The organism is Streptomyces sp. NPDC048361 (assembly GCF_040651795.1).
Classification (GTDB): Bacteria; Actinomycetota; Actinomycetes; order Streptomycetales; family Streptomycetaceae; genus Streptomyces.
On the sequence record NZ_JBEZKW010000040.1, the window covers coordinates 38,342 to 62,811 of the forward strand.

Below are 24,470 nucleotides of genomic sequence, written 5' to 3' on the forward strand. Positions count from 1 at the left end.
CCACGTACAGGAGTTCCGGTGACGCAGCAGAGCCGACAGGGTGACGAGCCGCAGCTTCCGGCTGTGCGGCCCGCGCACGAGGGCGTCGTGCTGCCCGCCGACGGGAACGGCCCCCGCGCCGGGGAGCCGCGGCCCGCACCGCCCGGCGCCCAGCCGTGGGGGCAGCCCTGGGGCCCACAGGGCCAGGACGCACAGCCGTGGCCCGCCCCGCCCGGGCAGGGGCCGGCCACCTTCGGGCAGCCGCTGCCGCCCGAGAACGGCGGCCTGGGCACCTCGGGCAGCGAGGCCACGCAGTACCTCGCGCCGGTACCGCCCGGGAACGGCGACTCCGAGGCGACGCAGTACATCGCGCCGATACCGCCCGGGAACGGCCACTCCGAGGCGACGCAGTACATCGCGCCCGTGCCCGGCGGCGCCGGACCCTTCGGCGGAGAGGCCACGCAGTACCTCGCCCCCGTGCCCGGGGTGCAGAGCGGCCCGGACCATGCGGGTAATGCGGGCCATGCGGGCAACACGGACCGCGCAGGCAATGAGGCCACGCAGTACCTCGCCCCCGTGCCCGGAACCCAGGGTGCGCCCGGCGCGCTGCCGCCCGAGGGCGCCGGCCACCCGGCCCGCTTCCCCGGCGGCCCGGGGCAGCCGCAAGCACCGGGTTCGGACGCCGACCCGACGCAGTTCCTGCCGCCGGTCCCGCCCGCCCCGCAGGACGCCCCGTACGGGATACGGCCGGGCGCGCCGGGCGACCGGCAGCCCCCCGCCGAGTTCGACAGCCTCTTCCGGGCCGGCGGGGCGAACGGCTCGCCCCAACACGGCACCGAGGGCGCGCAGTTGCCCCGTTTCCAGCCGTCCGTCCCGCTCAACCGGCAGCAGCCGGCGCCCCAGCAGGGGCCGGCGACCGCGGCCGGACGGTTCCAGCCTCCGCCGCAGTTCGCCGCGCAGCCCCCGCACCAGGGTCCGCCGGGGCAGCAGTCGGCGTACGAGCCGGAGCCGCGGCGGCGCAAGTCACCGGTCGGGCTCATCGCCGCCGTCGTCGTCGGGTGCGCGGCCATCGGGCTCGGCGCGGGCGCCCTCCTGAGCGGCGGTGACGACGGCGCGTCGAAGGACGACAAGCAGCCCGCGGGCGTCAGCTCGCCCGTCACCCAAAGCTCCGGCGACACCAAGAGCGACGCCGATCCCGCCCAGGCGCAGGCGCAGGCGCTCGACAAGGTGCTCGCCGACAGTGGCAGCAGCCGCGACGCGGTGATCGGCGCGGTCGCCGAGATCCGCAGCTGCGACAAGCTCGACCAGGCGTCCCCCGCGCTGCGCTCCGCCGCCAAGCAGCGCGGCGACCTGGTGACCAGACTGGGCGCGCTCTCCCTCGACAAGCTGCCCAACCACGACCGGCTCTCCGCTGCGCTCACCAAGGCCTGGCAGTCGTCGGCCTCCGCCGACAACCACTACGCGGCGTGGTCCGACGCCGTCGCCGCCGACAAGGGCAAGAACTGCAAGGACGGCCACGCCAAGCGCACCAAGGACGCCGGGCAGGGCGACAAGGCGAGCGGCGAGGCGACGAAGTCGAAGCAGGAGGCTTCGGCCCTGTGGAACGTGATCGCCGCGAAGTACGACCTGACCAAGCGCGCGGCGACACAGCTGTAGGCCCGGACGGGCCGGGCTCCGGCGCCTCGCGCGCCGGGGTCAGCCGTTGGCGGCGGACGCCTCCATCGTCGAACTCACGTCGGTGAAGCCCTTCTTGAGGGCGACGAGCCGCCCGTTGCGCACCGTCTGGAAGGTGACCTGGCGGTTGACGATGCGCGGGAAGTCCGCCGCGGCGAGCATGTCCTCGAAGCGCCAGCGCAGTACGGGCGTGAGGCCGCCGGTGTCCACGGTGACGCCCTTGTTGAGCGCGCGCACCAGATCGACGGCGCGGACCGAGTCCTGGTGGAGGGATTCGACGAGCTTCTTCAGGGCGGTGTAGGCGATCCAGGTTGTCTGCACCCCGGAGTCGGCGGCGTCGATCGCGTCGTCCCCGAAGGCGTGCTCGCGGATGACCCGCTTCATCGGCTCCCACCGCGGATCGTCGGACTCCGGGTACCAGCCGGTGACGTACGCCCCCTCGAAGGGGCCGTCCGCGCCGCCGGTGCGGTCCAGGAGCGGCTGGTTGACCGAGCCGATGACGGAGGCGACCCGCACCTTCCGCGGGTCGCTCGCCACGCGCCGGAAGGAGTCGAAGAACGTCTCCGTGCGGTCGCCGAGCACCGCCGTCACACAGCCCTTGCCGGCCGCCTTCTGCCCGGCCGCCTTCTGCCCGGCCCCCTTACGGCCCCCGCCGGCGCCGCTCCCCGTACCGCTCTGGCTCCCCGTACCGCTCCCCGTGCCGCTCTCGCTCCCGCTGCCCGTACCGCTCTCGCTCCCCGCCGGGTCCGCCCCGGCCTGTTCGAGTGCACGCCGGGCCTCGTCGGTGTAGTCGCCGGCGTCCTCGGCGGTACGGATGTCCGCGGCCGGCTTGTGCCGCGCGGAGGCGAGCCCGGCGTCGAGCAGCATCGGCAGCACATCACCGGCGAGCGTGTCGGGGCGTACCAGCGAGACCTGGTCGCAGGCGGCGGCGAGCTCCTGGCCGCTGCCCGCGATGAGGGCGGCCTGGCCGCCGTTGACCGGGTAGGAGAGCGCGCTGGTGAACTCCCGGTCGGATATGCCGTATCCGCCGAGGTAGGGGATGCCTGCCACTTCCAGGGGCGGGATGAACGCGTTGTCGTACTGGCTGTACGAGCCGACGACGGCGGCCGCCTTCTCCTTCACCGCGCGCCGCGCACAGTCCGATGCGCCGGTCGCGGTGTTGTGCTCGTTGCAGGTGAGCACCTTCAGCTCGTGACCGTCGATGCCGCCGTCCGCGTTCACCCAGCGTGCGAACGCCTTGGCCATGGCCGGCATGCCGGGGGCGTTGGTGGCGGAGCTGCCGTCGGGCGCCCAGGTCATGACCGTGATGGGCTCCCTGGAACCCCCCGAGATCCCAGGGAGCACACCGCAGCCGGACAGCAGGGTGGCGCCGACCGCCGACCACACGGCGAACACCGTGGCCGTGGTGCCGAACGAGCGCGAGGGGCCCTGGGGGCGCCGCCATCCGTAGCCGGTCATGGACCCGCACACTTCCGCCCCCTGGGTAACGGAGATGCGAACACACCTCAACACAGGGTGAGATGCGGGTGAATTGCGGGGGCCGCGCGGGCGGCTGCGGCGGGGCCCGTACGATCGCAAACGTGCAGCAAGGTTCAGCAGGCTCTTCCCGTCGCGGCCGTCGCTCCTCCACCATGGGCGGCATGCCGTTGAATGACATGCCGTGGTGGCGTTGGCGTACGAACGTACGGTCCGCGCTGCACATGCTCTCCGATCCCGTCTTCCACGAGGAGACCTGGCTCGCCGGGCGCGAAGGGTTCGGGGACGTCACCGATGCCGTGTACCGGCTCGTCGAGGACACCTGGCTGGACAACTGGTCGGCCGAGAAATACGTCGGCACGATCTTCCGCGACGCGGGTGAGGCGGCCGCCGTCGACCTCGCCGTGCTGCGGCTGCTGCGGATCATGCACCAGGTCGGCGCGGACGCCCCGGTCTCCGCCTACCTCGCCCATGAGGCGTGGCCGGAGGCCGTGCAGGCGGCGCGCGAGGCGCACGTACGGCTCGCGCGGAGCGACGGCGAGGACCCCGACGCCCCGCCGCGCTCGCTCGAAGTGCTGAGCATCCTGACCCGCTCGGCCTGACCCGTCCGGCGTGTCCCGCCCATCCCGATCGGGCGGGGTCCGGGTCCTGGGCCGGGGGCCGGCGGGGCGCCTGTTTGTGGCATCCTGCCTGGATGACTGACCAGTACGTCCTCACGCTCTCCTGTCCGGACAAGCAGGGCATCGTGCATGCCGTGTCGAGCTATCTGTTCATCACGGGCTGCAACATCGAGGACAGTCAGCAGTTCGGGGACCGCGACACCGGTCTCTTCTTCATGCGGGTCCACTTCTCGGCCGAGCCCCCGGTGACCGTCGACAAGCTGCGCGCCAGCTTCGCCGCCGTCGGCGACTCCTTCCAGATGGACTGGCAGATCCACCGCCCCGAGGAGCGGATGCGGATCGTCCTCATGGTGTCGAAGTTCGGGCACTGCCTGAACGACCTGCTGTTCCGCTCGCAGTCGGGCGCGCTGCCCGTCGAGATCGCGGCGGTCGTCTCCAACCACACCGACTTCGCCGAACTCGTCGCCTCCTACAACGTGCCCTTCCACCACATCCCGGTCACCAAGGACACCAAGGCCGCCGCCGAGGCGCGCCTGGTGGAGCTGGTGCGCGAGGAGCGTGTCGAGCTGGTGGTTCTGGCCCGGTACATGCAGGTGCTCTCGGACGATCTGTGCAAGCAGCTCAGCGGCCGGATCATCAACATCCACCACTCGTTCCTGCCGAGCTTCAAGGGCGCCAAGCCCTACCACCAGGCGCACGCGCGCGGGGTGAAGCTGATCGGCGCGACCGCGCACTATGTGACGGCCGACCTCGACGAGGGGCCGATCATCGAGCAGGAGGTGGAGCGCGTCGGGCACGACGTCACTCCGTCCCAGCTCGTCGCGATCGGCCGGGACGTCGAGTGCCAGGCGCTCGCGCGGGCGGTCAAGTGGCACGCCGAGCACCGCATCCTGCTCAACGGGCGGCGTACGGTCGTCTTCGCCTAGCCCGCGTTCACTGTGGCGTCACAGGCGGCCCCGTGGCCCTGTGGTGTCACAGTCGGCCCTGTGGCGTCACAGGCGGCTCAGTGAGGCGGCCGCGAACAGGACGTCGCTGATGGCCTCGCGGTCGCCGAGCTGACCGACGGCCGCCTCCTGCGGTGACACATGGCCGGCGGCCAGCTTGCAGAACTCCACGCCGTCCAGGGCGACATGGGCCACCTCGTGCGCGGGCGAACCGACGGCGGCGGGCGAGTCCAGCGCGATGTACCAGTCGCCGCCGCCCACACCCTCGATCTCCAGGCGCAGCGAACGGCCGGGGGAGCCGGCCGTGACGAGCCCGCGCGGCGGCGAGGCGAGCCCCGCCCGGCGCCGGCCGGCCAGCGTGGCGGGCAGGATCCGCGCCGCCAGGTCGATCATGCCGTGCAGATGCGCTCCGGACGGCGGGTCGTAGGGGTAGTCCACGGCCTCCGCGATGTCACCGGCGTGGATCCAGCACTCGAAGGCCCGGTCGAGCATCGCGTCCTGGAGCGGCAGCGCGAACTCCCCGTACGGCGCGTCCAGTTCGGCCACGCCGCCGCCCGCGAAGGACACCGTACGGATCAGGGAGTGGGACTGCTCGCGCCACGGCTCGCGGACCGCACGGGTCAGCGGGTACTGGGCGGCGCGCCACAGGGCCTCGGTGCGCGCGGTGGGTCCGGCCGTGGCCTCGGCGTCGAGCGGCACCGGCTCGTCGAGCCCGAGGGCGGTCGCCACCATCGCGTCGACCGTCATCAGATGGCCGATGACACCGGCCACCGTCGTCCTGCGGGCGGCCCGCCGGTCGTCCTCGAACCAGGTGAGGCGGACCGGCGCATGCCATTCCGCGTCCCCGAAGTCGTTGAGCAGCGCGTCGAGCCGGGCGGCCTCCGCGTCGTACGGCGCCGCCCAGGCGGGCACGGGGATACGGGCCGGGCGCCGGCCCAGGCAGTTCTCCAGGACGCGGGCGCGCAGCAGCGGGTCGAGGTCGAGGGTGCGCTCGGCCTGGAGCAGTCCCACCGCGTCCCGCAGCCGCAGCGCCTCGTCCGCGCAGGGCGCGCACTCGGTGAGGTGCGCCTCGACGGCGTCGGTCTCCTCGGTGGAGCAGGCGGCCAGCGCCCACGCGCCGAGCAGCGACTTCAGGACGGTGTGCGAGGGCGGCCCGGCGAGGGGGCGGGGGCCCGCGGGGTCGGTCCCGGCCGGCCGCACGTCCGCAGGCTCCGCCGTGGCCGGCTCGGGGCGCGGCGCCGGGGGCGGCCCGGTGTGCTCCGGCGGAACGTCTCGGCCGCTCTCGCGCGGGCCGGGCACGAACGTGCCGGGACCGCCGCGCTCGCCGGGCGCGGGGTCACCGGGCGCATGCTCGCCGCCCGGCAGGTCGCCGCCCGGCAGGTCGCCGCCCGGCAGGTCGCCGCCCGGCAGGTCGTCGCGCGGCAGGTCGTCGCGCGCGGCGCGCGGCGCCGGTATGCGGGGCGTGTTCTCGTCGTCGGGCACCGGCTCGCCCCGCTCCACGGGCCCCGTCACAGCGCCCGTCCGTATCCGGGCGGCGCCGCCCCGTCGGGCGGCCGGATGGTGGCCGAGGACAGCAGTTGCAGGCCGAGCCGCAGCCTCCGGCGGGCCTCGTCCTCGGTGATGCTGAGGTCGGCGGCGGCCTGCCGGTAGTCGCGGCGCTGGAAGTAGGCGAGCTCCAGGGCGGCGCGCAGCGGGGCGGGCATCGACGTCACGATGTAGTCGGCGCGGGCGGCCGCGGAGGCGCGCCGCACCATCAGTTCGAGCTCCTCGGTCGAGCATCCGCCGTTCTCCGCGCGCGAGGCCGCCTCGGAGGACTGGCGCAGCCGCTGCACGGCCTGGCGCTGGGTGAGCTTGGCGACCCAGGAGCGCATCGATCCCTGCTTGGGGTCGTAGGCGTCCGGGTTCTCCCACACGTAACCGAAGACGTCGCGGGTGATCCGGTCGGCCTCGGCCTCGTCGCTGAGCACCCGGTGGGCCAGGCTGTGCACCAGGGAGGCGAACCGGTCGTACAGCTCGCCGAGGGCGGCGGCCTCACCGCGCGCGAGCCGCTGCTGCATCCGGCGGTCCCACCGAGGTGGTGCGTCCTTCGGCATAGGCTCCCCCACCCTGTCGTTCCCCGCGTGTGCCCCTGTGCGCCCGTCTCTGCGTACCTACGAATGTAATGCGACGGGCTGACAATGCACGCAGGTTTGCCTCAAGTGCGCCCCCTCGGGGCCGACCGGTGGTAATGGCGGTGTTTCGCGTGGGCCGGCATGGGCAGCCGCGCCCCAGGGGGCAGGGCAGCACAGAGAGGGACCGGTGGCGTGACGCTGAGAGTGGACGAGTCCGAGCAGGGCACGTGGACGGTGCTGCGGGTCAGCGGCGAGCTGGACCTGGTCACCTCGCCGAGACTGCGGCACCAGGTGCACGAGGCGGTGGCCGAGGGGCGCCGGGATCTGGTCCTGGACCTGTCAGGGGTGCAGTTCTGCGATTCGAGCGGCGTGGGCGTGCTGATCGCGGCGCGCCGTCTGATGCGGTCGTGCCAGGGCCGGCTGCGGCTGATCCTGCCGGCCCGCGGCGCCCTCGACGGCAGCCATGTGAACAAGGTGCTCGCCGCGCTCGGCGTGCGCCGTCTCTTCGAGGTGTACGGGGATGTCGGGACGGCCTCCGACGACCTGGCCGAACCGCTCTCCGCGTAGCCGGGTAACGGGTTGCGCGCGGCCGGGAACTGCTCTGCGTGCAGCCGGGGAACTGCCGGTGCGCGTAACCGCTCTGCGCCCAGCCGCGTAACCGCTCTGCGCCCAGCCGCGTAACCGCTCTGCGCCCAGCCGCGTAACCGCTCTCCGCCCAGCCGCGTAACCGCTCTCCGCCCAGCCGCGTAACCGCTCTGCGCCCAGCCGGGGGCCGTCCACCCCGCCCGGGGCACGCGTCGGCGTATCCCCGGCGCGCGGGCCCCATCGGTCGTACAGTCTCGCCATGGCCAGTATGGACAGCATCGACAGTCCCGAAAGTCCCGAAAGCGACGCGTACGAGCGGAGGGTCGCGGCCCGGTTCGCCTCCTTCGATCAGGACGGCAACGGCTGGATCGACCGGGAGGACTTCTCGACCGCGGCGGCGGCCCTGCTCGCCGAGTTCGGTACGACCGCCCGCTGCGACAAGGGGCAGGCCCTGTACGGCGGCGCCGAGGCGCTGTGGCAGGGCCTCGCCGGGATCGCGGATGTCGACGGCGATCAGCGGGTGACGCGCAAGGAGTTCGTGGGCGGCGCGCTGAAGCGGCTGCGGGACCGCACCAGCGGGTTCACCGAGATCGCCCGGCCGTTTCTGCACGCGGCGTTCGCGGTGGCCGACACGGCCGGCGCCGGCACGGTCTCCGTGCGCGACGCCGAGCGCGCGCTGGGGGCGTTCGGCGTCGCGCCCGGCGTCGCGGCCGTGGTCGCCGCGGCCCTCGACAAGGACGCGGACGGCCGCATCACGGAGCCGGACGCGGTGGCCGCCTTCGCCGCCTACTTCACGACGCTGCCCTAGTCTTCTGAGTCGGGAATTCCGTGTATATGTGTAGTTTTGTTTCATGGCGCGGATGGGGCGGCCGAAGGCCGAGTTGACTCTGTCGGATGGGGAAAGGGCCGCACTTGAGGGGTGGGTGCGGCGCCGTTCCACGCCGCAGGCGTGGGCCCTGCGGTGTCGGATCATCCTGGCCTGCGCCGAAGGCATCGTCCTGGCTGAACCTCGACGAGCGGTGGTTCGCCGAGCTCACCAACAAGCAGATACGGCGAGGCGTCCACAGATCCGTCCAGGCCCTGGAGAAGGACATCCGCAACTGGATCGCAGCCTGGAACACAGACCCGAAGCCGTACGTCTGGACGAAGACCTCCGACGAGATCCTCGAACGCCTCGCCTCATATCTGAACAGAATCCCTGACTCGGAACACTAGGACGGGTCCTCGAAGTCCCGGCCGACTGCCGTACCCGTCCGGTGCGGCTCAGTGCCAGTTCCAGTCGATCAGGGTGCGCAGCGTGTCCGAGTGGAAGTCGGGGAAGTCCATCGGGACGACGCCCAGATGGGTCGGCTCGCTCACGCGCGCGTTCAGATAGCTCTGCACGCCCGGCATGATCGCGTCGGCGTTGACCTTGGGCCAGCCGCCGCCCGCGTAGCTGGTGAAGTTGATGTAGAGCTGCGCGGAGTCCTGGTCGTAGAAGGCGTTGTCGAACTGCTGGGTGACCTTGGCGGTCTTCTTCGACGGCCAGGACAGGCCCTGGTAGACGTCCTGGAGCTTGATGTACTGGTTGGAGAGGAAGTCGTTGTCGCCGCCGGGCCACTGGAGCACCGGCCAGTCGTTGTCGAACTGCGCGATGAGGACGATCTTCCCGCGCGCCTCGCCGAGCGTGGGCACCCGGTCGGAGAGGAACCGGGAGCGCCAGCCCTTCTGGTCGAGGTACACGTCGAGCACGTTCTTGAAGTTGGTGCCGACGTCGTTCTTGGTCCCGCCCTCCTGTTTGAGCCGCATCAGGAGGGTTTCGCCGGGGTGGCTGTCGAGGAAGGCGCTGCTCTGGACGAGGACGTCGCCGAACGTCATGCCCTGGTAGAAGGCGCCGTGGTAGATCCCGAACGCGTCGTTCAGGTGGTCCTGGAGCCCGTTGGCGCGGATGTCGAAGAAGCGGATGCCCTGCTGCAACTGCTGGGTGAGGCCCCAGTTCTGGGTGTGCGACCACTCGGTGCCGTTGTTCGGGTTGGTGCAGCAGGAGTCGTGGGTGCCGGGGATCGTCATGCGCAGCAGGGAGCGGCTGTCGGGAAGCCCGCCCATCCAGTTGGCCGGGTCGGCGCTCCCGAGGGGCCGTACGGCGGCGCGGGCGGGGCCCGGCAGGAGCGCGGTGGTGGAGATCGCGGCGGCGCCCAGTATGAGGTGTCTGCGGGTGAGTTCCATCAATCCGTCCTTGGGGGAGAGCGGGACCGCCATCGGGGGATGGCGGGCCCCAGGGTCATGCCCCGCCGAACCGCTCCCGCAACGTGTATTTCAACACCTTCCGCAGTGTCTCGTTCCTCGGCAGCGCCTCCACCACTTCGAGCCGCTCGGGCACCTTGTGCACCGACAACCCCTGGGCCCGCAGATGTGCGCTGATACCGGCCAGCGTCAACTCGCCTGCGCCAGGCGGTTGTTCGACGACCGCGCAGACCAACTCGCCCCGCTCGGCGTCGGGCAGTCCGATCACGGCGGAGTCCGCCACGTCCGGGTGGGTGTGCAGCAGGTCCTCGATCTCCTTCGCGGAGATGTTCTCGCCCTTGCGGATGATGATGTCCTTGATCCGCCCGGTGAGGACGAGGTGCCCGGACTCCCGCAGGTGCCCCATGTCGCCGGTGATCAGGAACCCGTCGTCGTCGAAGACGCCCCGGGACTGCGCCGGGTCGAGATAGCCCCGGCACACCGCCTCGCCGCGCAGCCGTACTTCGCCGTCCACCCCGTACGGCAGCGGCGCGCCCGATGCGTCGGTGATGCGGATCTCCATGCCGGGCGGGGGGCAGCCCTCGGTGGTGGCGAGGTGGTCGGCGGTGTCGTCGGGGGCGCCCATCGTGATCATCGGGACCTCCGTCATCCCGTACCCGTGGGTGAGCTGTACGCCCATCTCGCGTACGACCGCGTGGTAGATCTCGGGCGGTTTCGGCGCGCCGCCCCCGGCGAGCAGCCGCAGCGTGGGGATGACCCTCTCGCCGGGCCGTTTGCGCTGTTCGGCGAGGAACATCGAGTAGAACGCGGTGGAGCCGCCGGCGACCGTCACACCGTGGCGCCGGTACTCGGGGAGCGCGTCCGGCAGCGCGAAGTGTTCGAACATCACGGCAGGGAAGCCGTAGAGCAGCAGCATCACCGTGTAGTCGGGGCCGGCGATGTGGGCGAACGGGAAGGCCATGGAGCCCACGTCGGCGTCCGACAGGTGCAGCGCGTGGGCGAGGCACGAGCCACCCGCGATCAGTGAACGGTCGGTGTGCAGCACGCCCTTGGGGTCGGAGGTCGTGCCCGAGGTCCAGTAGATCCAGCGCACGCAGGTGCCGTCCCGCGGCGGCGGCGGCAGCACATCCGGTTCCCCGTCCGGGAGTTGGCCGTACGCGTCGAAGACGCCGCGCGCGCCGAGCCGGTGTGCCATCGCGGTGTGGTCGAAGCCGCGCCATACGCCCGGCACCGCGAAGAACTCCGCCTTGGACGCGCGGAGCGCGAAGCCGACCTCGCGGTCGCGGTAGTACGGGATCACCGGGGACTGGACCGCGCCCAGCCGGGCGAGTGCGAACGACAGGATCGCCGTCTCGATGCGGGTCGGCAGCTGCCAGGCGACCACGCTTCCGGGTCGCACCCCCAGGCCGTACAGGCCCGCCGCGACCCGCTCGCACCGCTCGCGCAGGGCGCCGAAGGTGAGGGCGCGGTCGCCCTGGAGCAGAACCGGGCGGTCCGGGGTGAGCGCGGCGCGACGCTCGATCAGCTCCCAGAGCGTCTGCGAGGAGCCCAGTGCGTGTGCGGTGCCGGTCATGCCGAACCCCCAACTGACGACCCATCAGATATGCCGGAGAGCGTAGGCCCCCACTCCTTGCCGGTCCAGATGTGCGCAGCTAGCCTGCAATCTGACGGACCATCAGGTGCATGAAGGAGACCTCATGACCGAACTGCATCGGATCGCCGGCGCCCACGACCAGGTGATCGAACCGGCCCCTCTCCTCGCCGTCCGGCTGCCCCTGGCCGGCGCCGGGCGGGACCGCGCCCGCTGATGGACCTCACCTGCACCGAGGAGGAAGAGGCCTTCCGTGCCGGTCTGCGCACCTGGCTGAAGAGCGCACTGCCCCAACTACCGCCCCGGCCCGACCCGTTGGACTGGCCGGCGCGGCGCGCGTACGACACGGCCTGGCAGCGGATGCTGTACGACGCCGGGTATGCGGGGCTGCACTGGCCCGAGTCGGCAGGCGGCCGGGGCGCCACCCCGACCCAGCACCTCATCTACCTGGAGGAGACCGAGAAGGCGGGCGCCCCCTACGTGGGCGCCAACTTCGTCGGCCTGCTGCACGCCGGGCCGACCATCGCCGCCGAGGGCACCCCCGCACAGCGGGCCCGCTGGCTGCCGCCGGTGCTGCGCGGCGACGAGATCTGGTGCCAGGGCTTCAGCGAACCCGACGCCGGATCCGACCTCGCGGCCCTGCGCACCCGCGCGGTCCGCGACGGCGACGACTACGTCGTGACGGGCTCCAAGATCTGGACCTCGCACGCCGAAGTCGCCGACTGGTGCGAGCTGTTGGTACGCACCGGACCCGTCGGCGAGGGCGTACCCAAACACCGGGGCATCACCTGGCTCGCGATGCCGATGGACGCGCCCGGCATCACGGTCCGCCCGCTGCGCACCCTCGCAGGGTCGGCGGAGTTCGCCGAGATGTTCCTCGACGGGGTACGGATCCCCGTCGCCAACCGGGTCGGCGCCGAGAACGACGGCTGGCGGGTCACCATGGTGACGCTCTCCTTCGAACGCGGGACGGCCTTCGTGGGAGAGGTGGTCGCCTGCCGCAGAACGCTCGCCGCGCTCGCCGATACCGCGCGACGCAACGGCAGCTGGGACGACACGGCACTCCGGCGCCAACTGGGCGTCCTGAACGCCGAGTTCACGGCGCTGTGGCGGCTCACCCAGTGGAATGTCAGCGCGTCGCAGCGCGGCAGCGGGGTGCCGGGCGTCGGCGGCTCCGTCTTCAAGCTCCGCTATTCGCACGCACGGCAGGCGCTGTACGACACCGCCGCCCGTGTCCTTGGCCCCGAATCGCTCGACCTCGGCCACGACTGGACCCTGGACCGGCTCTCCTCGCTCTCCTACACCATCGCCGCCGGCACCTCGCAGATCCAGGCGAACATCGTCGCCGAGCGCATCCTCGGCCTGCCCAAGGGGCGCTGATGGACTTCCAACTCACCAAGGACCAGGTAGCGTTGCGATCCGGCATGCGCGAGCTACTCGATGCGCGCTTCGACCGGGAGGCGCTGCGCGCGGCCGTGGAGCGACCCGAGCTCGACCGTTCGCTGTGGCGGGCGCTCGGGGACGCCGGGTTCTTCGCGCTGCGGCTGCCCGAGAGCGCGGGCGGTGTCGGCCTCGGGCTCCCCGAGGCGGTGCTCGTGTTCGAGGAGGCGGGGCGGGCGCTGCTGCCGGGCCCGCTGGTCGCCACCCACCTGGCGGCCGGCACCGTACCGGGCGCGGCCGGCGGCGAGGCGGTGGTGACCCGGGTGGACGGCCCGCTCGTCGGCTGGCTCGCGGAGGCCGACCATGTCCAGGGGGACGCCGAGGGTGCCGTCCCGCTGCGCTCCGTCGACCCGCTGACGCCACTGCACCGTACGCGCGGAACCCGTACGTACGTGCCCGAAGCGGCGCTGCTCGCCGCGGCGGAACAGCTCGGCAGCGCGTCGCGCACGCTCGATCTCGCCGTCCAACACGCCAAGCAGCGCCAGCAGTTCGGGCAGCCGATCGGCGCGTTCCAGGCCGTCAAACACCTCTGCGCCGACATGCTCGTACGGACCGAAGTGGCCCGCGCCGCGGTGTACGCGGCGGCCGTCACGGCGGACCCCGACGAGATCGCCGGGGCCAAACTCCTCGCCGACGACGCGGCCGTGCGCGGCGCGCGCGACTGCCTCCAGATCCACGGCGGCATGGGCTTCACCTGGGAAGCCGATGTGCATCTGCACCTCAAGCGGGCCTGGGTGCGCGCCGAGCAGTGGCAGTCCGCCGACGAGGCGGCGGAGGTCCTGGCCGCGGCGCTGTAGGCCGCCAGGCTGCGTTCGGCGGCGCCGCGCGGGGCGTTCGGCGAGGTGTGCTCCCCGCGGCGGGACGGTCACGATGCGTGGACAATGGCGGCCCGGCGTACCCGTCACGAGCCGGAGTCGGCGGCGCTCTCCGGTACTCTCCGTGGGATGCGAGTGGTGGTGTGGCGCGGTCCTCCCGGTGTTGCCAATGCGGCGGCTCCGGGCCGGGGAACGCACGCCGCCCGCCCCGCACGGGGGCGTCGTACGCGCTCCCGTTCGGTTTCCCGCAAAGTGAGCCGCACAGTATGCACCACGCATACTCCTTCGCGCTGGAATATGCCCGAAGCGCTTGTTGCGGTGACTGTACGTCAACCATGCTGTCTCTCACGGGAATCACGTTCCGTGACCCCGATGGTGGTCCCTGTGAGGCGCGAGGCGATGTGTCCGCCGGTTCGGATGGTGTGAACGGTGCAGGTGCTTCAGGTTCAGTTGGAGGTCGGTCCCGATCCCGCCGAGGTGGGCCGGGCCCGCAGGTGGGCCCGCTCACGGCTGGCGGGCTCCGGAATAGGGCTCGATGAGCCGGTCGCCGAGACGTTGATCCTGCTGATCTCGGAGCTCGTCACCAACGCCGTGGTGCACACGGGCTGTCCGGCGGTCCTGCGGATGCTGCTCGAGCCGGCCGAGGGCGGCACCGTCCGCGTCGAGGTGGCCGACGCCAGCTGCCGGCCGCCCGTGCCGCGCCACGCACAGGGCGACGACACCAACGGCCGCGGCCTCGAACTCGTCGACGGCCTCGCCGACCGCTGGGGCTGGCGGGCCGAGGCGGGCGGCAAGGCCATCTGGTGCGAGGTGGACCGCGGCTCGCCCGGTCTGCCGCCGGGGCCGGAGCTTTTGGGTCACTCGGGGCTCAAGGAGCATCCGGGGCGCGTGGACGGAGCGTGCGAGAGTGCGACATATGTGCCCCCACGCGCTGTCACAAATAGGGCATAACTCCCAAAAGATTGAGTGGGTGTTGACGGGTGGTGGCGTCCTGATCACCCTGGGATGAGCGATTCGTCGCGAGGGGACGCCGAGGACACTGCACTGCCTCGGCGAGTGCGGGTCGTGGCGCGGCGTCGGCTTCACCAGGGCGACGCTCCCCCCGGGGTCAGGGGGAGCGGAGCGGGCACGCCGCTGCCGGGGTGGCGGCGACGGTGCCGTGCTCGGGGCGCGCACGCGGCGCCGCCACCCGCGAGGGGCCTCCGCCAGGGCCCCGCCCGCGCGGGCCTCCGCCCATCCCCTGCCCGCGAGGGCGCCCCCCGTGAGACCCCCGCCCGTTACAGGACGGCCACGGGGGCGACGGGGGTGCCCACGCCCCCGACGAACGGCTCGGGCATCGCGGTCAGCCAGAACGCGTACCGCGATTCCTCCGCGCACGCCGTCGACAGCTCCTCCAGGTTCCAGTTCTGGCCTTGGAGCATGCCCATCTCGACCAGGTCGAGCGCGTGCACCGGCAGCCACAGGTCCTCGATCTCCGGCGGGAAGATCTCGAAGGTGAGGGTGTCGTTGGCGACCGCCGCGACGTCCCGCGCGTGGAACCACTCGGGCGTCCGCACGGAGAGCCCGGGCGAGGGGTACCCGTAGCCGTGCCTGTCCCCGGCCAGATACACCTGGATCTGCCCCGTCCGTACGAGGACGACGTCCCCGGCGCGCACGGTGACCCCCGCGAACTCCTCGGCCTCGGCCAGGTCCTCCGGGGTGACCGCGTGGCCGCCTCCAAGCCGGTCGAGGCCCTTGGCGCGGGCCACGTCGAGGAGCACACCGCGCGAGACCACGTGGCGCGGCTTGTCGATGCCGCTGAACTCGGCGCCCCCGTGCGCGGTGATGGTGGCGGCGGGCCGGCCGTTGTAGATCTTCCCCGAGTGCGAGACGTGGGTCAGCGCGTCCCAGTGGGTGGCCGCCTGAAGCCCGAAGGTCACCGCGTCGTCGCTGCACGCGATGGTGCCGGGACCGAAGAGCTCCTGGTTGATCTGGACCATGGTGTGCAGCGGATTGACCCGGCCCGGGATCACACCGGTCTGTACGCCGTCCTGCTGGAGCGGCAGCGCGAGGGGGACGCGGCGGCCCGTGCGGACGTGGCCGGCCGCCTGCCTGACCACCTCGTCGGTGATGAGGTTGAGGGTGCCCCGCTCGTCGTCGGACCCCCAACGGCCCCAGTTGTTCACGCGTTTGGCGACTTCGTGGAACTCGGGCGGCAGTGACATACCCGTCCCTCCCGGGGGCTTGTGGTGAAGCATCTGACGGGTCATAGAATCTAACGGTCCGTCAGAAACCGCGGGAAGGGGCCGGACGTGGGGAACTTCTTGGCAGGCAGGGTCATCGCTGTGACGGGGGCCGGCCGGGGCATCGGCCGCGCCGTCGCACTCGCCGCGGCCGCCGAGGGCGCGAGGGTCGTCGTCAACGACTACGGGGTCTCGGTCGAGGGCGGCGAGCCGAGCAGCGAGGTCGCCGAGGCGGTCGTGAAGGAGATCGTCGCGGCGGGCGGCGACGCGGTGGCCGTCGCCGACGACATCTCGACGATGGCGGGCGGCCAGCGCATCGTGGACACGGCGCTCGCCCAGTACGGGCGGATCGACGGGGTGGTGTGCGTCGCCGGCATCCTGCGCGAACGCATGCTGTTCAACATGGGCGAGGAGGAGTGGGACCCGGTCGTCGCCACGCATCTGAAGGGGACGTTCACCGTGTTCCGTGCGGCCTCCGCGGTCATGCGCAAGCAGGGCTCGGGCACGCTGATCGGCTTCACCAGCGGCAACCACCAGGGCAGTGTCGCCCAGGCCAACTACAGCGCGGCGAAGGGCGGCATCATCTCGCTGGTGCGCAGCGCGGCGCTCGGCCTGCACAAGTACGGCGTGACGGCCAACGCGGTCGCCCCGGTCGCCCGCACCCGGATGTCCGCGAACGTGCCGATGGAGCTGAAGGAGATCGGGTCACCCGAGGACGTGGCGGCGCTGGTGGTGTACCTGCTGTCCTCGCGGGCCCGGGACGAGGGGATCACCGGGCAGGTGTACACGATCGCCGGGCCCAAGATCGCGGTGTGGGCCCAGCCGCGGGAGCTCCGTGCGGGGTACGCGGAGGGGGCGTGGACCCCGGAACGCATCGCGGACTTCCTCCCCGGGACGGTGGGGGTGGACCCCATGCCGCTCCTGGCCCACCTGGAAGCAATGGCCAAGGCGGCATCCATCCAGGCCCGCCCCAACGCGTAGGTCCAGCCGGCTCGTGCAGCTACTCGAGAGTGCGGCTCCCTGGGGCTCTGCCCCAGACCTCGTTCGCGCCTTGAGGGCGCTCGTCCTCAATCTCCCCCAAGGCCTCAAGGGCCAGGGGCCCCCATGACGGGCTGGGGATGCGCATGCTGCCCGGGATCGAGTAGTTGGGGGCGCGGGGAACTGCGCGAGACGCGGGCACGGTCCGCAGACGAAGGCGGGTCAAGAGGCGCGGCAGCCAGCATCGCCGCAGGCACCAGCGGGTCAAGGGGCGCGGGGAACTGCGCAGAGAGGAGACCGGCGTGGAGTTCGGGTTCGGCGCCGACGACACCGCCTTCCGGCAGGAGGCACGAGCCTGGCTCACCCAGCACCTCAAGGGCCGACCACCGGACTGGGAAGCCGAGTTGGGCAAGGCCGGCTGGATCGGCCTGGGGTGGCCCGAGGCCACGTACGGCAACCGCACAGCCACCCTCACCCAACAGGTCGTCTGGGCCGAGGAATACACCCGCGCCACCGCACCCCCCCGCACCGGCCACATCGGCGAAAACCTCCTCGCCCCCACCCTCCTCACCCACGGCACCCCCGCCCAGAAGTCCCGCTTCCTGCCCCCGATCGCCCGCGGCGAGGAGCTGTGGTGCCAGGGCTACAGCGAACCCGGCGCCGGCTCCGACCTCGCCGGCATCCGCACGGCCGCCCGCCGCGACGGCGACACCTACCGCGTCACCGGTCAGAAGATCTGGACCTCCCTGGCCCACGAGGCCGACTGGTGCTTCGTGCTCGCCCGCACCGAGGAGGGATCGCGGCGTCACCACGGCCTCTCCTTCCTCCTCCTGCCGATGGACCAGCCGGGCAGGATCGACGTCCGGCCGATCCGGCAGATGACGGGGACCAGCGAGTTCAACGAGGTCTTCTTCGACGGTGCCGAGGCGCGCGCGGAGCACCTGGTGGGCGGCGAGGGCAACGGCTGGCAGGTCGCCATGAGTCTGCTCGCCCTGGAACGCGGGGTCTCCACCCTCGCCCAACAGGTCGGATTCGCCGCCGAGTTGGAGCGAGTGATCGCGCTTGCGGTCGCCACCCCCCTGGACCCCGCCCTCCGCGGCCGCCTCACCGCCCAGTGGGCCGAGTTGAAGGTCATGCGCTGGAACGCCCTGCGCACCCTCGGCAGCGCGGACGACCCGGGTGCGCCGAGCGTGGCCAAGCTGCTGTGGGGCGGCTGGCACCGCAGGCTCGGAGAGCTGGCGATGGCCGTACGGGGAGCCGCGGCGACCGTGGCGCCCGGTGACTGGAACGCGTCGGCACCGTACGCCCTCGATGCGCTCCAGCACCTGTTCCTGTTCACCAGGGCCGACACGATCTACGGCGGCTCGGACGAGATCCAGCGCACCATCATCGCCGAGCGGGTGCTCGGCCTGCCCAGGGAGGTCCGTGTTCCGTGAGAGGTGTCCTGTTCGACGGAGAGCAGAGTCAGGTCGTCGACGACCTGGAGATACGGGACCCGGGGCCGGGGGAGGTGCTGGTGGCGGTCGCGGCCGCGGGCCTGTGCCATTCGGACCTGTCGGTCATCGACGGCACGATCCCCTTCCCCGTGCCGGTGGTCCTCGGGCACGAGGGCGCGGGCGTGGTGCAGGCGGTGGGCTCCGGCGTCACCCATGTCGCGCCGGGCGACCACGTGGCGCTGTCCACGCTCGCCAACTGCGGCGCGTGCGCCGAGTGCGACCGGGGCCGGCCCACCATGTGCCGCAAGGCGATCGGCATGCCGGGCCGCCCCTTCTCGCGCGCGGGTGAGCCCGTCTACCAGTTCGCCTCCAACTCGGCCTTCGCGGAACGTACGGTGGTGAAGGCCGTGCAGGCGGTACGGATCCCCCAGGACGTGCCGCTCACCTCGGCCGCGCTCATCGGCTGCGGGGTCCTGACCGGTGTCGGCGCGGTCCTCAACCGGGCCAAGGTGGCCATCGGTGAGAGCGTCGTCGTCATCGGCACGGGCGGGATAGGGCTCAACGTCATCCAGGGTGCGCGGATCGCGGGCGCGTCGGTGATCGTCGCCGTGGACACCAACCCGGCGAAGGAACCGCTGGCCCGCCAGTTCGGCGCGACCCACTTCCTGGCCTCGTCCGACGGCGTACGCGAGATCCTGCCCGGCGGCGCCGACCACGCCTTCGAATGCGTGGGCCACCCGGCCCTGGTGCGCGCCGCGATCGACCTCCTGGACCGGCACGGCCAGGCGATCCTGCTCGGCATGACCGCCCCCACGGTGGAGGCGTCCTTCCTGCCCGCCGCGCTCTTCCTCGACAAGTCCATCCTCGGCTGCCGGTACGGGAGTTCACGTCCGCAGTACGACATCCCGCGCTACTGCGAGCTGTACCGCACGGGGGCCCTGCTCCTCGACGAACTCGTCACCAGGACGTACCCCGTCGAGGACTTCGCGAAGGCGGCGGAGGATCTGCACGAGGGGCGGGTGGCGCGCGGGGTGCTGACCTTCTAGCCCGCCGACGGGGAGGCAGGGGGAGGCGGGAGGCGGGGCGGTAGGGCGGCGGGGTCAGCTCGCCGTCCCGGCGCGGAAGGTGCGGCGGTACGCGGTCGGCGGGACCCCCAGGGCTGCCTGGAGGTGCTGGCGCAGGGACGTCGCCGTGCCGAAGCCCGCCGCGCGCGCGATCGCGTCCACCGAGAGGTCGGTCGATTCGAGCAGCTGGCGGGCGTGTTCCACGCGCTGCTGGGTGAGCCACTGGCCGGGGCTCAGACCGACCTCCTCGCGGAAGCGCCGCGTGAAGGTGCGGACCGACATCGCCTCCTGCTCGGCCATGTCGCGCAGCTGGATCGGCTCGTGCAGCCGCCCGAGCGCCCATGCCCGCGCGGCCGTCGTCGTCGCCAACTGGGGCTCCGGCACCGGGCGTTGGATGAACTGGGACTGTCCGCCCGCCCGGTGCGGTGGGACCACTGTGCGCCGGGACACGTCGTTGGCGACGGCCGAGCCGTGGTCGCGCCGCACGATGTGCAGGCACAGGTCGATTCCGGCGGCCACCCCCGCCGAGGTCAGCACGGAGCCGTCGTCGATGAACAGCACCTCCGGGTCGACGTCCACCGCCGGGAAGAGCCGCTGGAAGTGTTCGGCGGAGGCCCAGTGCGTGGCGGCGGGCCGCCCGTCGAGCAGCCCGGCCGCCGCGAGGACGTAGCCGCCGGTGCAGATCGCCACCATGCGGGTGCCGGGGCGTACGAAGGCGAGGGCGGCGGCCAGTTCGGGGGTGAGGACACCCTCCTCGAAGACCGGCCCGAGTTCGTAGGACGCGGGGACGACGACCGTGTCGGCGGTGGCCAGCGCCTCGGGGCCGTTCTCCACGAGGATCGAGAAGTCCGCGTCGGTACGCACCGGTCCGGGCGGCCGCACCGAGCAGGTGACCACCTCGTACAGCGGACCGCCCGCCGGGTCCTTCGCGCGGCCGAAGATCCGGTGCGGTATGCCCAGTTCGAAGGGGAGCAACCCGTCGAGCGCGAGCACGACGACGCGGTGCGGCCGGGCGCCCTCGGGCACGCCGTCACCGCCACGGCCCGTATCCATCGCCATGCCCTCCCGATATGCGGTGGTGGTATAGACCAGCACCTGGTACACCTACCGTCTTGTGACAGACAAGTCCGCATGCGCGCAGGACATTCCCGAAGCGACGACACCGGCGGGGCACGAGCCGCCCCCGCCCGGCCCGTCTCCGGCGCCGCCCGCCGGGCAGCCGCTGTGGAACCACCGGTTCAGGCTGTTCTTCACGGCTCGCACGGTCGCCCTCTTCGGCGACGGCATGGTTCCCGTCGCGCTCACCGCGGGCCTGCTCGGCGCGGGCCGCCCCGCCTCCTCCGTCGGCTATGCGCTCGGCGCGTGGATGGGGCCGTTCGCCGCGCTCGTCCTGTTCGGCGGGGTGCTCGCCGACCGCTTCACACCGCGCCGCATGATGGTGATCGCGGACGCCCTGCGGCTCGTCGGCGCGAGCGTGCTCGCCGTGTCCTTCATGGTGCTCGACAGCGGCCCGCCGCTGGGGGAAGTATACGCCCTGAGCGCGCTCTCCGGCGTCGGCGCGGCCCTCTTCCAGCCCGGCGTCGCCTCCACGGTGCCGCGCATCGCCTCCGACGTGCAGCGCGCCAACGCCGTCCTCGGCGTCTCCGAGGCCCTCATGGCCATGGCGGGCCCCGCCTTCGCCGGCGTGGTCGCGGGCCTGTGGGGCGCGGGCGCGGTCTTCGCCGTGAACGCCGCGACCTTCGGGGTCAGCGGCGTCTGCCTCTTCCTGCTCCGGCTCGGCGCGAGCGACCCCGCCGGCACGCCACGCGGCGGCTTTTTCGCCGAACTGGCAGGCGGATGGCGGGAGTTCAGGGCGCGTAGCTGGCTGTGGGGCGTCATCACCGTCTGGACGGTGTACGGCCTGACCGTGCTCGGCCCGGCCACCCCACTCACCGCCGTCCTCGTCACCGAGGGCCACGGCGCGGGAACGTACGGCGCGCTCATGGCGGTCAACGGCGCGGGCAGCGTGCTTGGCGGTCTGCTGGCCCTGCGACTGCGCCCCGCCCGGCCGCTCGCAGCGGGAGCACTCGCCCTCCTCGGCGTCTCCGTCGCGCTCCTCTCGCTCGGGCTCGACCTGCCTGTGGCGGTTCTGGGCGTCGGCCAGTTCACGGTCGGGGCGGCCTTCGCGTTCTGGCTCGTGATGTGGTCCACGACCGTCCAGACGCAGGTGCCGCCGGAGGCGCTGAACCGGCTGCACGCCTATGACGTCGCCGGATCCCTGCTGATGCTGGCGGCGGGCCGCGCGCTTGCGGGCCCGGTCGCCGAGGCGGTGGGAGCGGAGAAGGTACTGCTCGTGGGCGCCGGCCTCAATGTGGTGGCGGTCGCGGTCCTCCTCGCCGTGCCGGCGATCAGCGGACTGCGGCGCATCTGAAACCGGGCCGCGCGGACCGCCGCCGTGCTCCGGCGGTGTCGGTCATGCGCGGGGGTGCAGGTCGAGTTCGGCCCAGACGGTCTTTCGGGGGACGGGGCCGAGCTCCACGCCCCAGCGGTCGGCGAACGCCTCCACGAGGACCAGCCCGCGTCCCGAGACGGAGTCCGGGGCCGGGGACCGGCGCCGGGGGAGGTCGCCGCCGCGGGTGTCCGTCACCTCGATGCGGAGCACGTCGGTGGTGGCGCGGAGGGCGAGCCGGATGTCTCGGCCGGGAAGCCGCCCGTGGGTCGCGGCGTTGGCGGCGAGCTCGGCGACGAGGTGTGGGGCGGTGTCGATGGCGCCGGGAGGCAGGCCCCAGGTGCGCAGCCACTTCGTGGCGAGGCCACAACATCCATGGTCTTTTGCAGACCGAGGGTCACATGCGGACGCTTTTCGAGGCGTGGCTTCCCGCCTACTCGGACGAGGAGACGGAGCGCTCGGTGGCCGCGCGGCTGGCTCGACGTTCGATCTTCGAGAGGTCGCCGGCGCCGACTCTCGGCTTTGTTCAGGAAGAGGTAACGCTCCGCCGTCCGGTTGGAGGCAGAATGGTTTGGCGTCAGCAGCTCGAATGGCTCCTGGAACTGGGGAAGTTGCGGAACGTGACGATCCAGGTGATGCCGACAGAATCCGAAGACCATTTCGGCACAGGTGGGCTGATCGAGGTGCTTAAATTTCCGGACGGTACAGCTGTGGGGCGTACCGAGGGGGCGTTCAACGGCCGACCCGTGTCCGATCCGAAGCAGCTCAGGATCCTGGAACTGCGCTACGGAATGATCCGGGCCCACGCGCTCGCGCCGCGAGAGTCACGGGCCTTCATCGAACAGATGCTTGGAGAAACATGATCGGCACCCCCGTCCCCCGGGACGCCTCCGCACTGGTGTGGTTCAAGAGCAGCTACAGCAGCAGCGGTGACGGCAACGACTGCATCGAGGTCGCCGCCGCCCCCGGCATGGTGTACGTCCGCGACTCCAAGAACATAGGGGGGCCACAGCTGACGCTCGCCTCGGTAGCGTGGACGGACTTCGTGGCGTACGCGTCGAAGAGATGACCCTTCCCTTGGTCGCACCGAGAGAGTCAAGTGCCGCTACCGACCGGACGCTTGGAGAAGCATGATCGGCACCCCCACCACTCGGGACGCCTCCGCACTCGTGTGGTTCAAGTCCAGCTACAGCAGCAGCAGCGAGGGCGACTCCTGTGTCGAGATCGCGGTCGCCCCCGGCATCGTCAACATCCGCGACTCCAAGACCATCCGTGGCCCCCAGCTCGCGCTCGCCCCAGCCGCCTGGGCGGACTTCGTGGCGTACGCGTCGAAGAGCTGACCCCGCACCCGCTCGCGCCCCGCGCCTGGTCACCCGGAACCGTGGTGCGGGAGCCGCCCGGGGCCGAGCGGGCGGCGTGGCCCGCGGCGTGGCCCGATCCCTGCGAAGGGTGACCCTCGGGCCACTCGTACGGAACCGCCCGTACGGCGACGCTGAATGACGTGACCCAGACAACCGACGACCTCCAGGTCGTCCCCGCGCCGCCCCACGAGGCCGAGCCCCGGATCCACCGCGCGTGGTTCGTCGCGGCCGTCGCCTTCGTCACGATCATCGGAGCCGCGGCCTTCCGCTCCCTGCCCGGACTGCTCATCGACCCCCTGCACCAGGAGTTCCACTGGTCGCGCGGCACGATCGGCGCCGCGGTCTCCGTGAACCTCGCCCTGTACGGACTGACCGCTCCCTTCGCCGCCGCCCTGATGGACCGCTTCGGCATCCGCAAGGTCGTCGCGGTCGCCCTGACCGTGATCGCGGTGGGCTCCGGGCTCACCGTGTTCATGGATGCGGCCTGGCAACTCATGCTCTGCTGGGGCATGTTGGTGGGCCTGGGTAGCGGTTCGATGGCGCTCGCGTTCGCCGCGACCGTCACCAACCGCTGGTTCACCGCACGCCGGGGCCTGGTCACCGGCATCCTCACGGCGGCCTCCGCCTCCGGCCAGCTGATCTTCCTGCCGCTGCTCTCCTGGATGGTCGAGGCCCACGGCTGGCGCCCGGCCGCCATCACGGTCGCCCTGGCCGCGCTCGCCGTCGTCCCGTTCGTGTGGCTGCTGTTGCGCGACCACCCGGCCGACGTGGGTCTCGCGCCGTACGGGGCGAGCGCGCCCGTCCCCAAGCCCGCACCCGTCACGGGCGCCGCGCGCCGCACCCTGACCGTGCTCGCCAAGGCCGCCCGCACCGGGCCGTTCTGGCTGCTCGCCGGCACCTTCGCGATCTGCGGCGCCTCCACCAATGGTCTGGTGCAGACCCACTTCGTACCGGCCGCGCACGACCACGGCATGCCGGTCACCGCGGCGGCCGGGCTCCTCGCCGTCATCGGCGTCTTCGACGTGGCCGGCACGATCTTCTCGGGCTGGCTCACCGACCGCTTCGAATCCCGCCGCCTCCTCGCCACGTACTACGCCCTGCGCGGCATCTCGCTCCTCTTCCTGCCGATGCTGCTCGCGCCCACCGTGCACCCGCCGATGATCTTCTTCATCGTCTTCTACGGGCTCGACTGGGTCGCCACCGTGCCGCCGACCATCGCGCTGTGCCGCAAGCACTACGGCGAGGACAGCGCCATCGTCTTCGGCTGGGTGCTCGCCTCCCACCAGGTCGGCGCGGCCGTCGTCGCCTTCCTCGGCGGAGTGGCCCGCGACGTCTTCGGCAGCTACGACGTCGTCTGGTACGCCTCGGGCGCGCTGTGCGCGGCGGCGGCGCTCATGGCCCTCGTCATCCGGCACCGCGGCCCCGGCGGGGAACCACTCGCGGCGTGAGCCCCTCTTCCTCCCCGGGAGCCGGATGCCTCCCCGCGGGGGAGCGGACGTTCCCCCGCGCCGGACCGAGGGGAG

The 24,470-nt window shown here is 72.3% G+C and carries 23 protein-coding genes and 2 pseudogenes; 17 read left to right on the plus strand and 8 right to left on the minus strand.

Annotated elements, in window-relative coordinates; genetic code table 11:
- The first annotated feature begins 18 nt into the window (after positions 1 to 18).
- Entirely contained in the window at positions 19 to 1,635 is a 1,617-nt protein-coding gene (locus tag AB0D31_RS22635) for a hypothetical protein (protein ID WP_362725959.1), read from the plus strand.
- Between the two features lie 39 nt (positions 1,636 to 1,674).
- Here AB0D31_RS22635 and AB0D31_RS22640 read toward each other — a convergent pair whose 3' ends face one another.
- Positions 1,675 to 3,111 carry an ABC transporter substrate-binding protein gene (locus tag AB0D31_RS22640; RefSeq protein WP_362725962.1) on the minus strand — a complete coding sequence of 479 codons (1,437 nt, stop codon included), beginning with the start codon at positions 3,109 to 3,111 and terminating at the stop codon, positions 1,675 to 1,677.
- Positions 3,112 to 3,293: 182 nt separating this feature from the next.
- On the opposite strand from AB0D31_RS22640, the gene AB0D31_RS22645 reads away from it, so the two are divergent.
- Positions 3,294 to 3,731 (plus strand): hypothetical protein, encoded by a 438-nt coding sequence (locus tag AB0D31_RS22645; RefSeq protein WP_362725965.1) that lies wholly within the window; start codon positions 3,294 to 3,296, stop codon positions 3,729 to 3,731.
- A 92-nt stretch (positions 3,732 to 3,823) separates the two neighbouring features.
- On the plus strand, positions 3,824 to 4,675 hold the full coding sequence (purU, locus tag AB0D31_RS22650; RefSeq protein ID WP_362725968.1) for a formyltetrahydrofolate deformylase: 852 nt from the start codon (positions 3,824 to 3,826) through the stop codon (positions 4,673 to 4,675).
- A 66-nt stretch (positions 4,676 to 4,741) separates the two neighbouring features.
- On the opposite strand, the gene AB0D31_RS22655 is transcribed toward purU, so the two are convergent.
- Positions 4,742 to 6,205, minus strand: coding sequence for a zf-HC2 domain-containing protein (locus AB0D31_RS22655; protein WP_362725971.1), 1,464 nt, complete (start codon positions 6,203 to 6,205; stop codon positions 4,742 to 4,744).
- Positions 6,202 to 6,786, minus strand: coding sequence for a sigma-70 family RNA polymerase sigma factor (locus tag AB0D31_RS22660; RefSeq protein WP_362725973.1), 585 nt, complete (start codon positions 6,784 to 6,786; stop codon positions 6,202 to 6,204). Before AB0D31_RS22660 ends, AB0D31_RS22655 begins: the two co-directional genes overlap by 4 nt.
- Before the next feature lie 210 nt (positions 6,787 to 6,996).
- Between AB0D31_RS22660 and AB0D31_RS22665 the strand changes: the two genes are divergently transcribed.
- The 3 genes and pseudogenes from AB0D31_RS22665 to AB0D31_RS22675 form a co-directional block, all read left to right on the plus strand.
- Positions 6,997 to 7,371: an STAS domain-containing protein gene (locus AB0D31_RS22665; protein WP_362725976.1), complete on the plus strand. Its 375-nt coding sequence runs from the start codon at positions 6,997 to 6,999 to the stop codon at positions 7,369 to 7,371.
- Positions 7,372 to 7,648: 277 nt separating this feature from the next.
- Positions 7,649 to 8,197, plus strand: coding sequence for an EF-hand domain-containing protein (locus AB0D31_RS22670; RefSeq protein WP_362725979.1), 549 nt, complete (start codon positions 7,649 to 7,651; stop codon positions 8,195 to 8,197).
- 176 nt (positions 8,198 to 8,373) lie between these two features.
- A pseudogene (locus tag AB0D31_RS22675) lies at positions 8,374 to 8,604 on the plus strand (IS630 family transposase); the annotation flags it as partial.
- Positions 8,605 to 8,652: 48 nt separating this feature from the next.
- Here AB0D31_RS22675 and AB0D31_RS22680 read toward each other — a convergent pair.
- Both AB0D31_RS22680 and AB0D31_RS22685 read right to left on the minus strand, forming a co-directional pair.
- Complete coding sequence (locus tag AB0D31_RS22680; protein ID WP_362725982.1) at positions 8,653 to 9,594, minus strand: phosphatidylinositol-specific phospholipase C; 942 nt, start codon at positions 9,592 to 9,594, stop codon at positions 8,653 to 8,655.
- 55 nt (positions 9,595 to 9,649) lie between these two features.
- Positions 9,650 to 11,185 carry an AMP-binding protein gene (locus AB0D31_RS22685; RefSeq protein ID WP_362725985.1) on the minus strand — a complete coding sequence of 512 codons (1,536 nt, stop codon included), beginning with the start codon at positions 11,183 to 11,185 and terminating at the stop codon, positions 9,650 to 9,652.
- A 234-nt stretch (positions 11,186 to 11,419) separates the two neighbouring features.
- On the opposite strand from AB0D31_RS22685, the gene AB0D31_RS22690 reads away from it, so the two are divergent.
- From AB0D31_RS22690 to AB0D31_RS22700, 3 genes are all read left to right on the plus strand, one after another.
- A complete protein-coding gene (locus AB0D31_RS22690; protein WP_362725988.1) occupies positions 11,420 to 12,583 on the plus strand; it encodes an acyl-CoA dehydrogenase family protein in 1,164 nt (387 codons plus the stop codon).
- On the plus strand, positions 12,583 to 13,440 hold the full coding sequence (locus AB0D31_RS22695; RefSeq protein WP_362725991.1) for an acyl-CoA dehydrogenase family protein: 858 nt from the start codon (positions 12,583 to 12,585) through the stop codon (positions 13,438 to 13,440). Before AB0D31_RS22690 ends, AB0D31_RS22695 begins: the two co-directional genes overlap by 1 nt.
- A 447-nt stretch (positions 13,441 to 13,887) precedes the next feature.
- Positions 13,888 to 14,409: an ATP-binding protein gene (locus AB0D31_RS22700; protein WP_362725994.1), complete on the plus strand. Its 522-nt coding sequence runs from the start codon at positions 13,888 to 13,890 to the stop codon at positions 14,407 to 14,409.
- 326 nt (positions 14,410 to 14,735) lie between these two features.
- Here AB0D31_RS22700 and AB0D31_RS22705 read toward each other — a convergent pair whose 3' ends face one another.
- A complete protein-coding gene (locus AB0D31_RS22705) occupies positions 14,736 to 15,662 on the minus strand; it encodes a cyclase family protein (RefSeq protein WP_362725997.1) in 927 nt (308 codons plus the stop codon).
- Between the two features lie 87 nt (positions 15,663 to 15,749).
- Here AB0D31_RS22705 and AB0D31_RS22710 point away from each other — a divergent pair, with 87 nt between their 5' ends.
- From AB0D31_RS22710 to AB0D31_RS22720, 3 genes are all read left to right on the plus strand, one after another.
- Entirely contained in the window at positions 15,750 to 16,661 is a 912-nt protein-coding gene (locus AB0D31_RS22710; RefSeq protein ID WP_362726000.1) for an SDR family NAD(P)-dependent oxidoreductase, read from the plus strand.
- A gap of 299 nt (positions 16,662 to 16,960) precedes the next feature.
- Entirely contained in the window at positions 16,961 to 18,094 is a 1,134-nt protein-coding gene (locus AB0D31_RS22715) for an acyl-CoA dehydrogenase family protein (RefSeq protein WP_362726003.1), read from the plus strand.
- Positions 18,091 to 19,140: a Zn-dependent alcohol dehydrogenase gene (locus tag AB0D31_RS22720; RefSeq protein ID WP_362726006.1), complete on the plus strand. Its 1,050-nt coding sequence runs from the start codon at positions 18,091 to 18,093 to the stop codon at positions 19,138 to 19,140. The genes AB0D31_RS22715 and AB0D31_RS22720 overlap by 4 nt, the downstream gene beginning before the upstream one ends.
- 54 nt (positions 19,141 to 19,194) lie before the next feature.
- Here the strand turns inward: AB0D31_RS22720 and AB0D31_RS22725 are convergent, their stop codons facing one another.
- The gene (locus AB0D31_RS22725) at positions 19,195 to 20,217 is read right to left on the minus strand and encodes a helix-turn-helix domain-containing protein (protein ID WP_362726008.1); all 1,023 of its coding nucleotides are present in this window, start codon (positions 20,215 to 20,217) and stop codon (positions 19,195 to 19,197) included.
- A 55-nt stretch (positions 20,218 to 20,272) separates the two neighbouring features.
- Between AB0D31_RS22725 and AB0D31_RS22730 the strand changes: the two genes are divergently transcribed.
- Positions 20,273 to 21,568, plus strand: coding sequence for an MFS transporter (locus tag AB0D31_RS22730; protein WP_362726011.1), 1,296 nt, complete (start codon positions 20,273 to 20,275; stop codon positions 21,566 to 21,568).
- A gap of 42 nt (positions 21,569 to 21,610) precedes the next feature.
- Here the strand turns inward: AB0D31_RS22730 and AB0D31_RS22735 are convergent, their stop codons facing one another.
- Complete coding sequence (locus tag AB0D31_RS22735; protein ID WP_362726053.1) at positions 21,611 to 21,934, minus strand: ATP-binding protein; 324 nt, start codon at positions 21,932 to 21,934, stop codon at positions 21,611 to 21,613.
- A 17-nt stretch (positions 21,935 to 21,951) separates the two neighbouring features.
- Between AB0D31_RS22735 and AB0D31_RS22740 the strand changes: the two are divergent.
- The 4 genes and pseudogenes from AB0D31_RS22740 to AB0D31_RS22755 form a co-directional block, all read left to right on the plus strand.
- Positions 21,952 to 22,449 (plus strand): annotated as a pseudogene (locus AB0D31_RS22740) (DUF5753 domain-containing protein); the annotation flags it as partial.
- The gene (locus AB0D31_RS22745) at positions 22,446 to 22,655 is read left to right on the plus strand and encodes a DUF397 domain-containing protein (RefSeq protein ID WP_362726013.1); all 210 of its coding nucleotides are present in this window, start codon (positions 22,446 to 22,448) and stop codon (positions 22,653 to 22,655) included. The pseudogene AB0D31_RS22740 and the gene AB0D31_RS22745, both read left to right, overlap by 4 nt.
- Positions 22,656 to 22,716: 61 nt before the next feature.
- Complete coding sequence (locus tag AB0D31_RS22750) at positions 22,717 to 22,926, plus strand: DUF397 domain-containing protein (protein ID WP_362726016.1); 210 nt, start codon at positions 22,717 to 22,719, stop codon at positions 22,924 to 22,926.
- A 161-nt stretch (positions 22,927 to 23,087) separates the two neighbouring features.
- The gene (locus tag AB0D31_RS22755; RefSeq protein ID WP_362726019.1) at positions 23,088 to 24,395 is read left to right on the plus strand and encodes an MFS transporter; all 1,308 of its coding nucleotides are present in this window, start codon (positions 23,088 to 23,090) and stop codon (positions 24,393 to 24,395) included.
- Positions 24,396 to 24,470 lie beyond the last annotated feature (75 nt).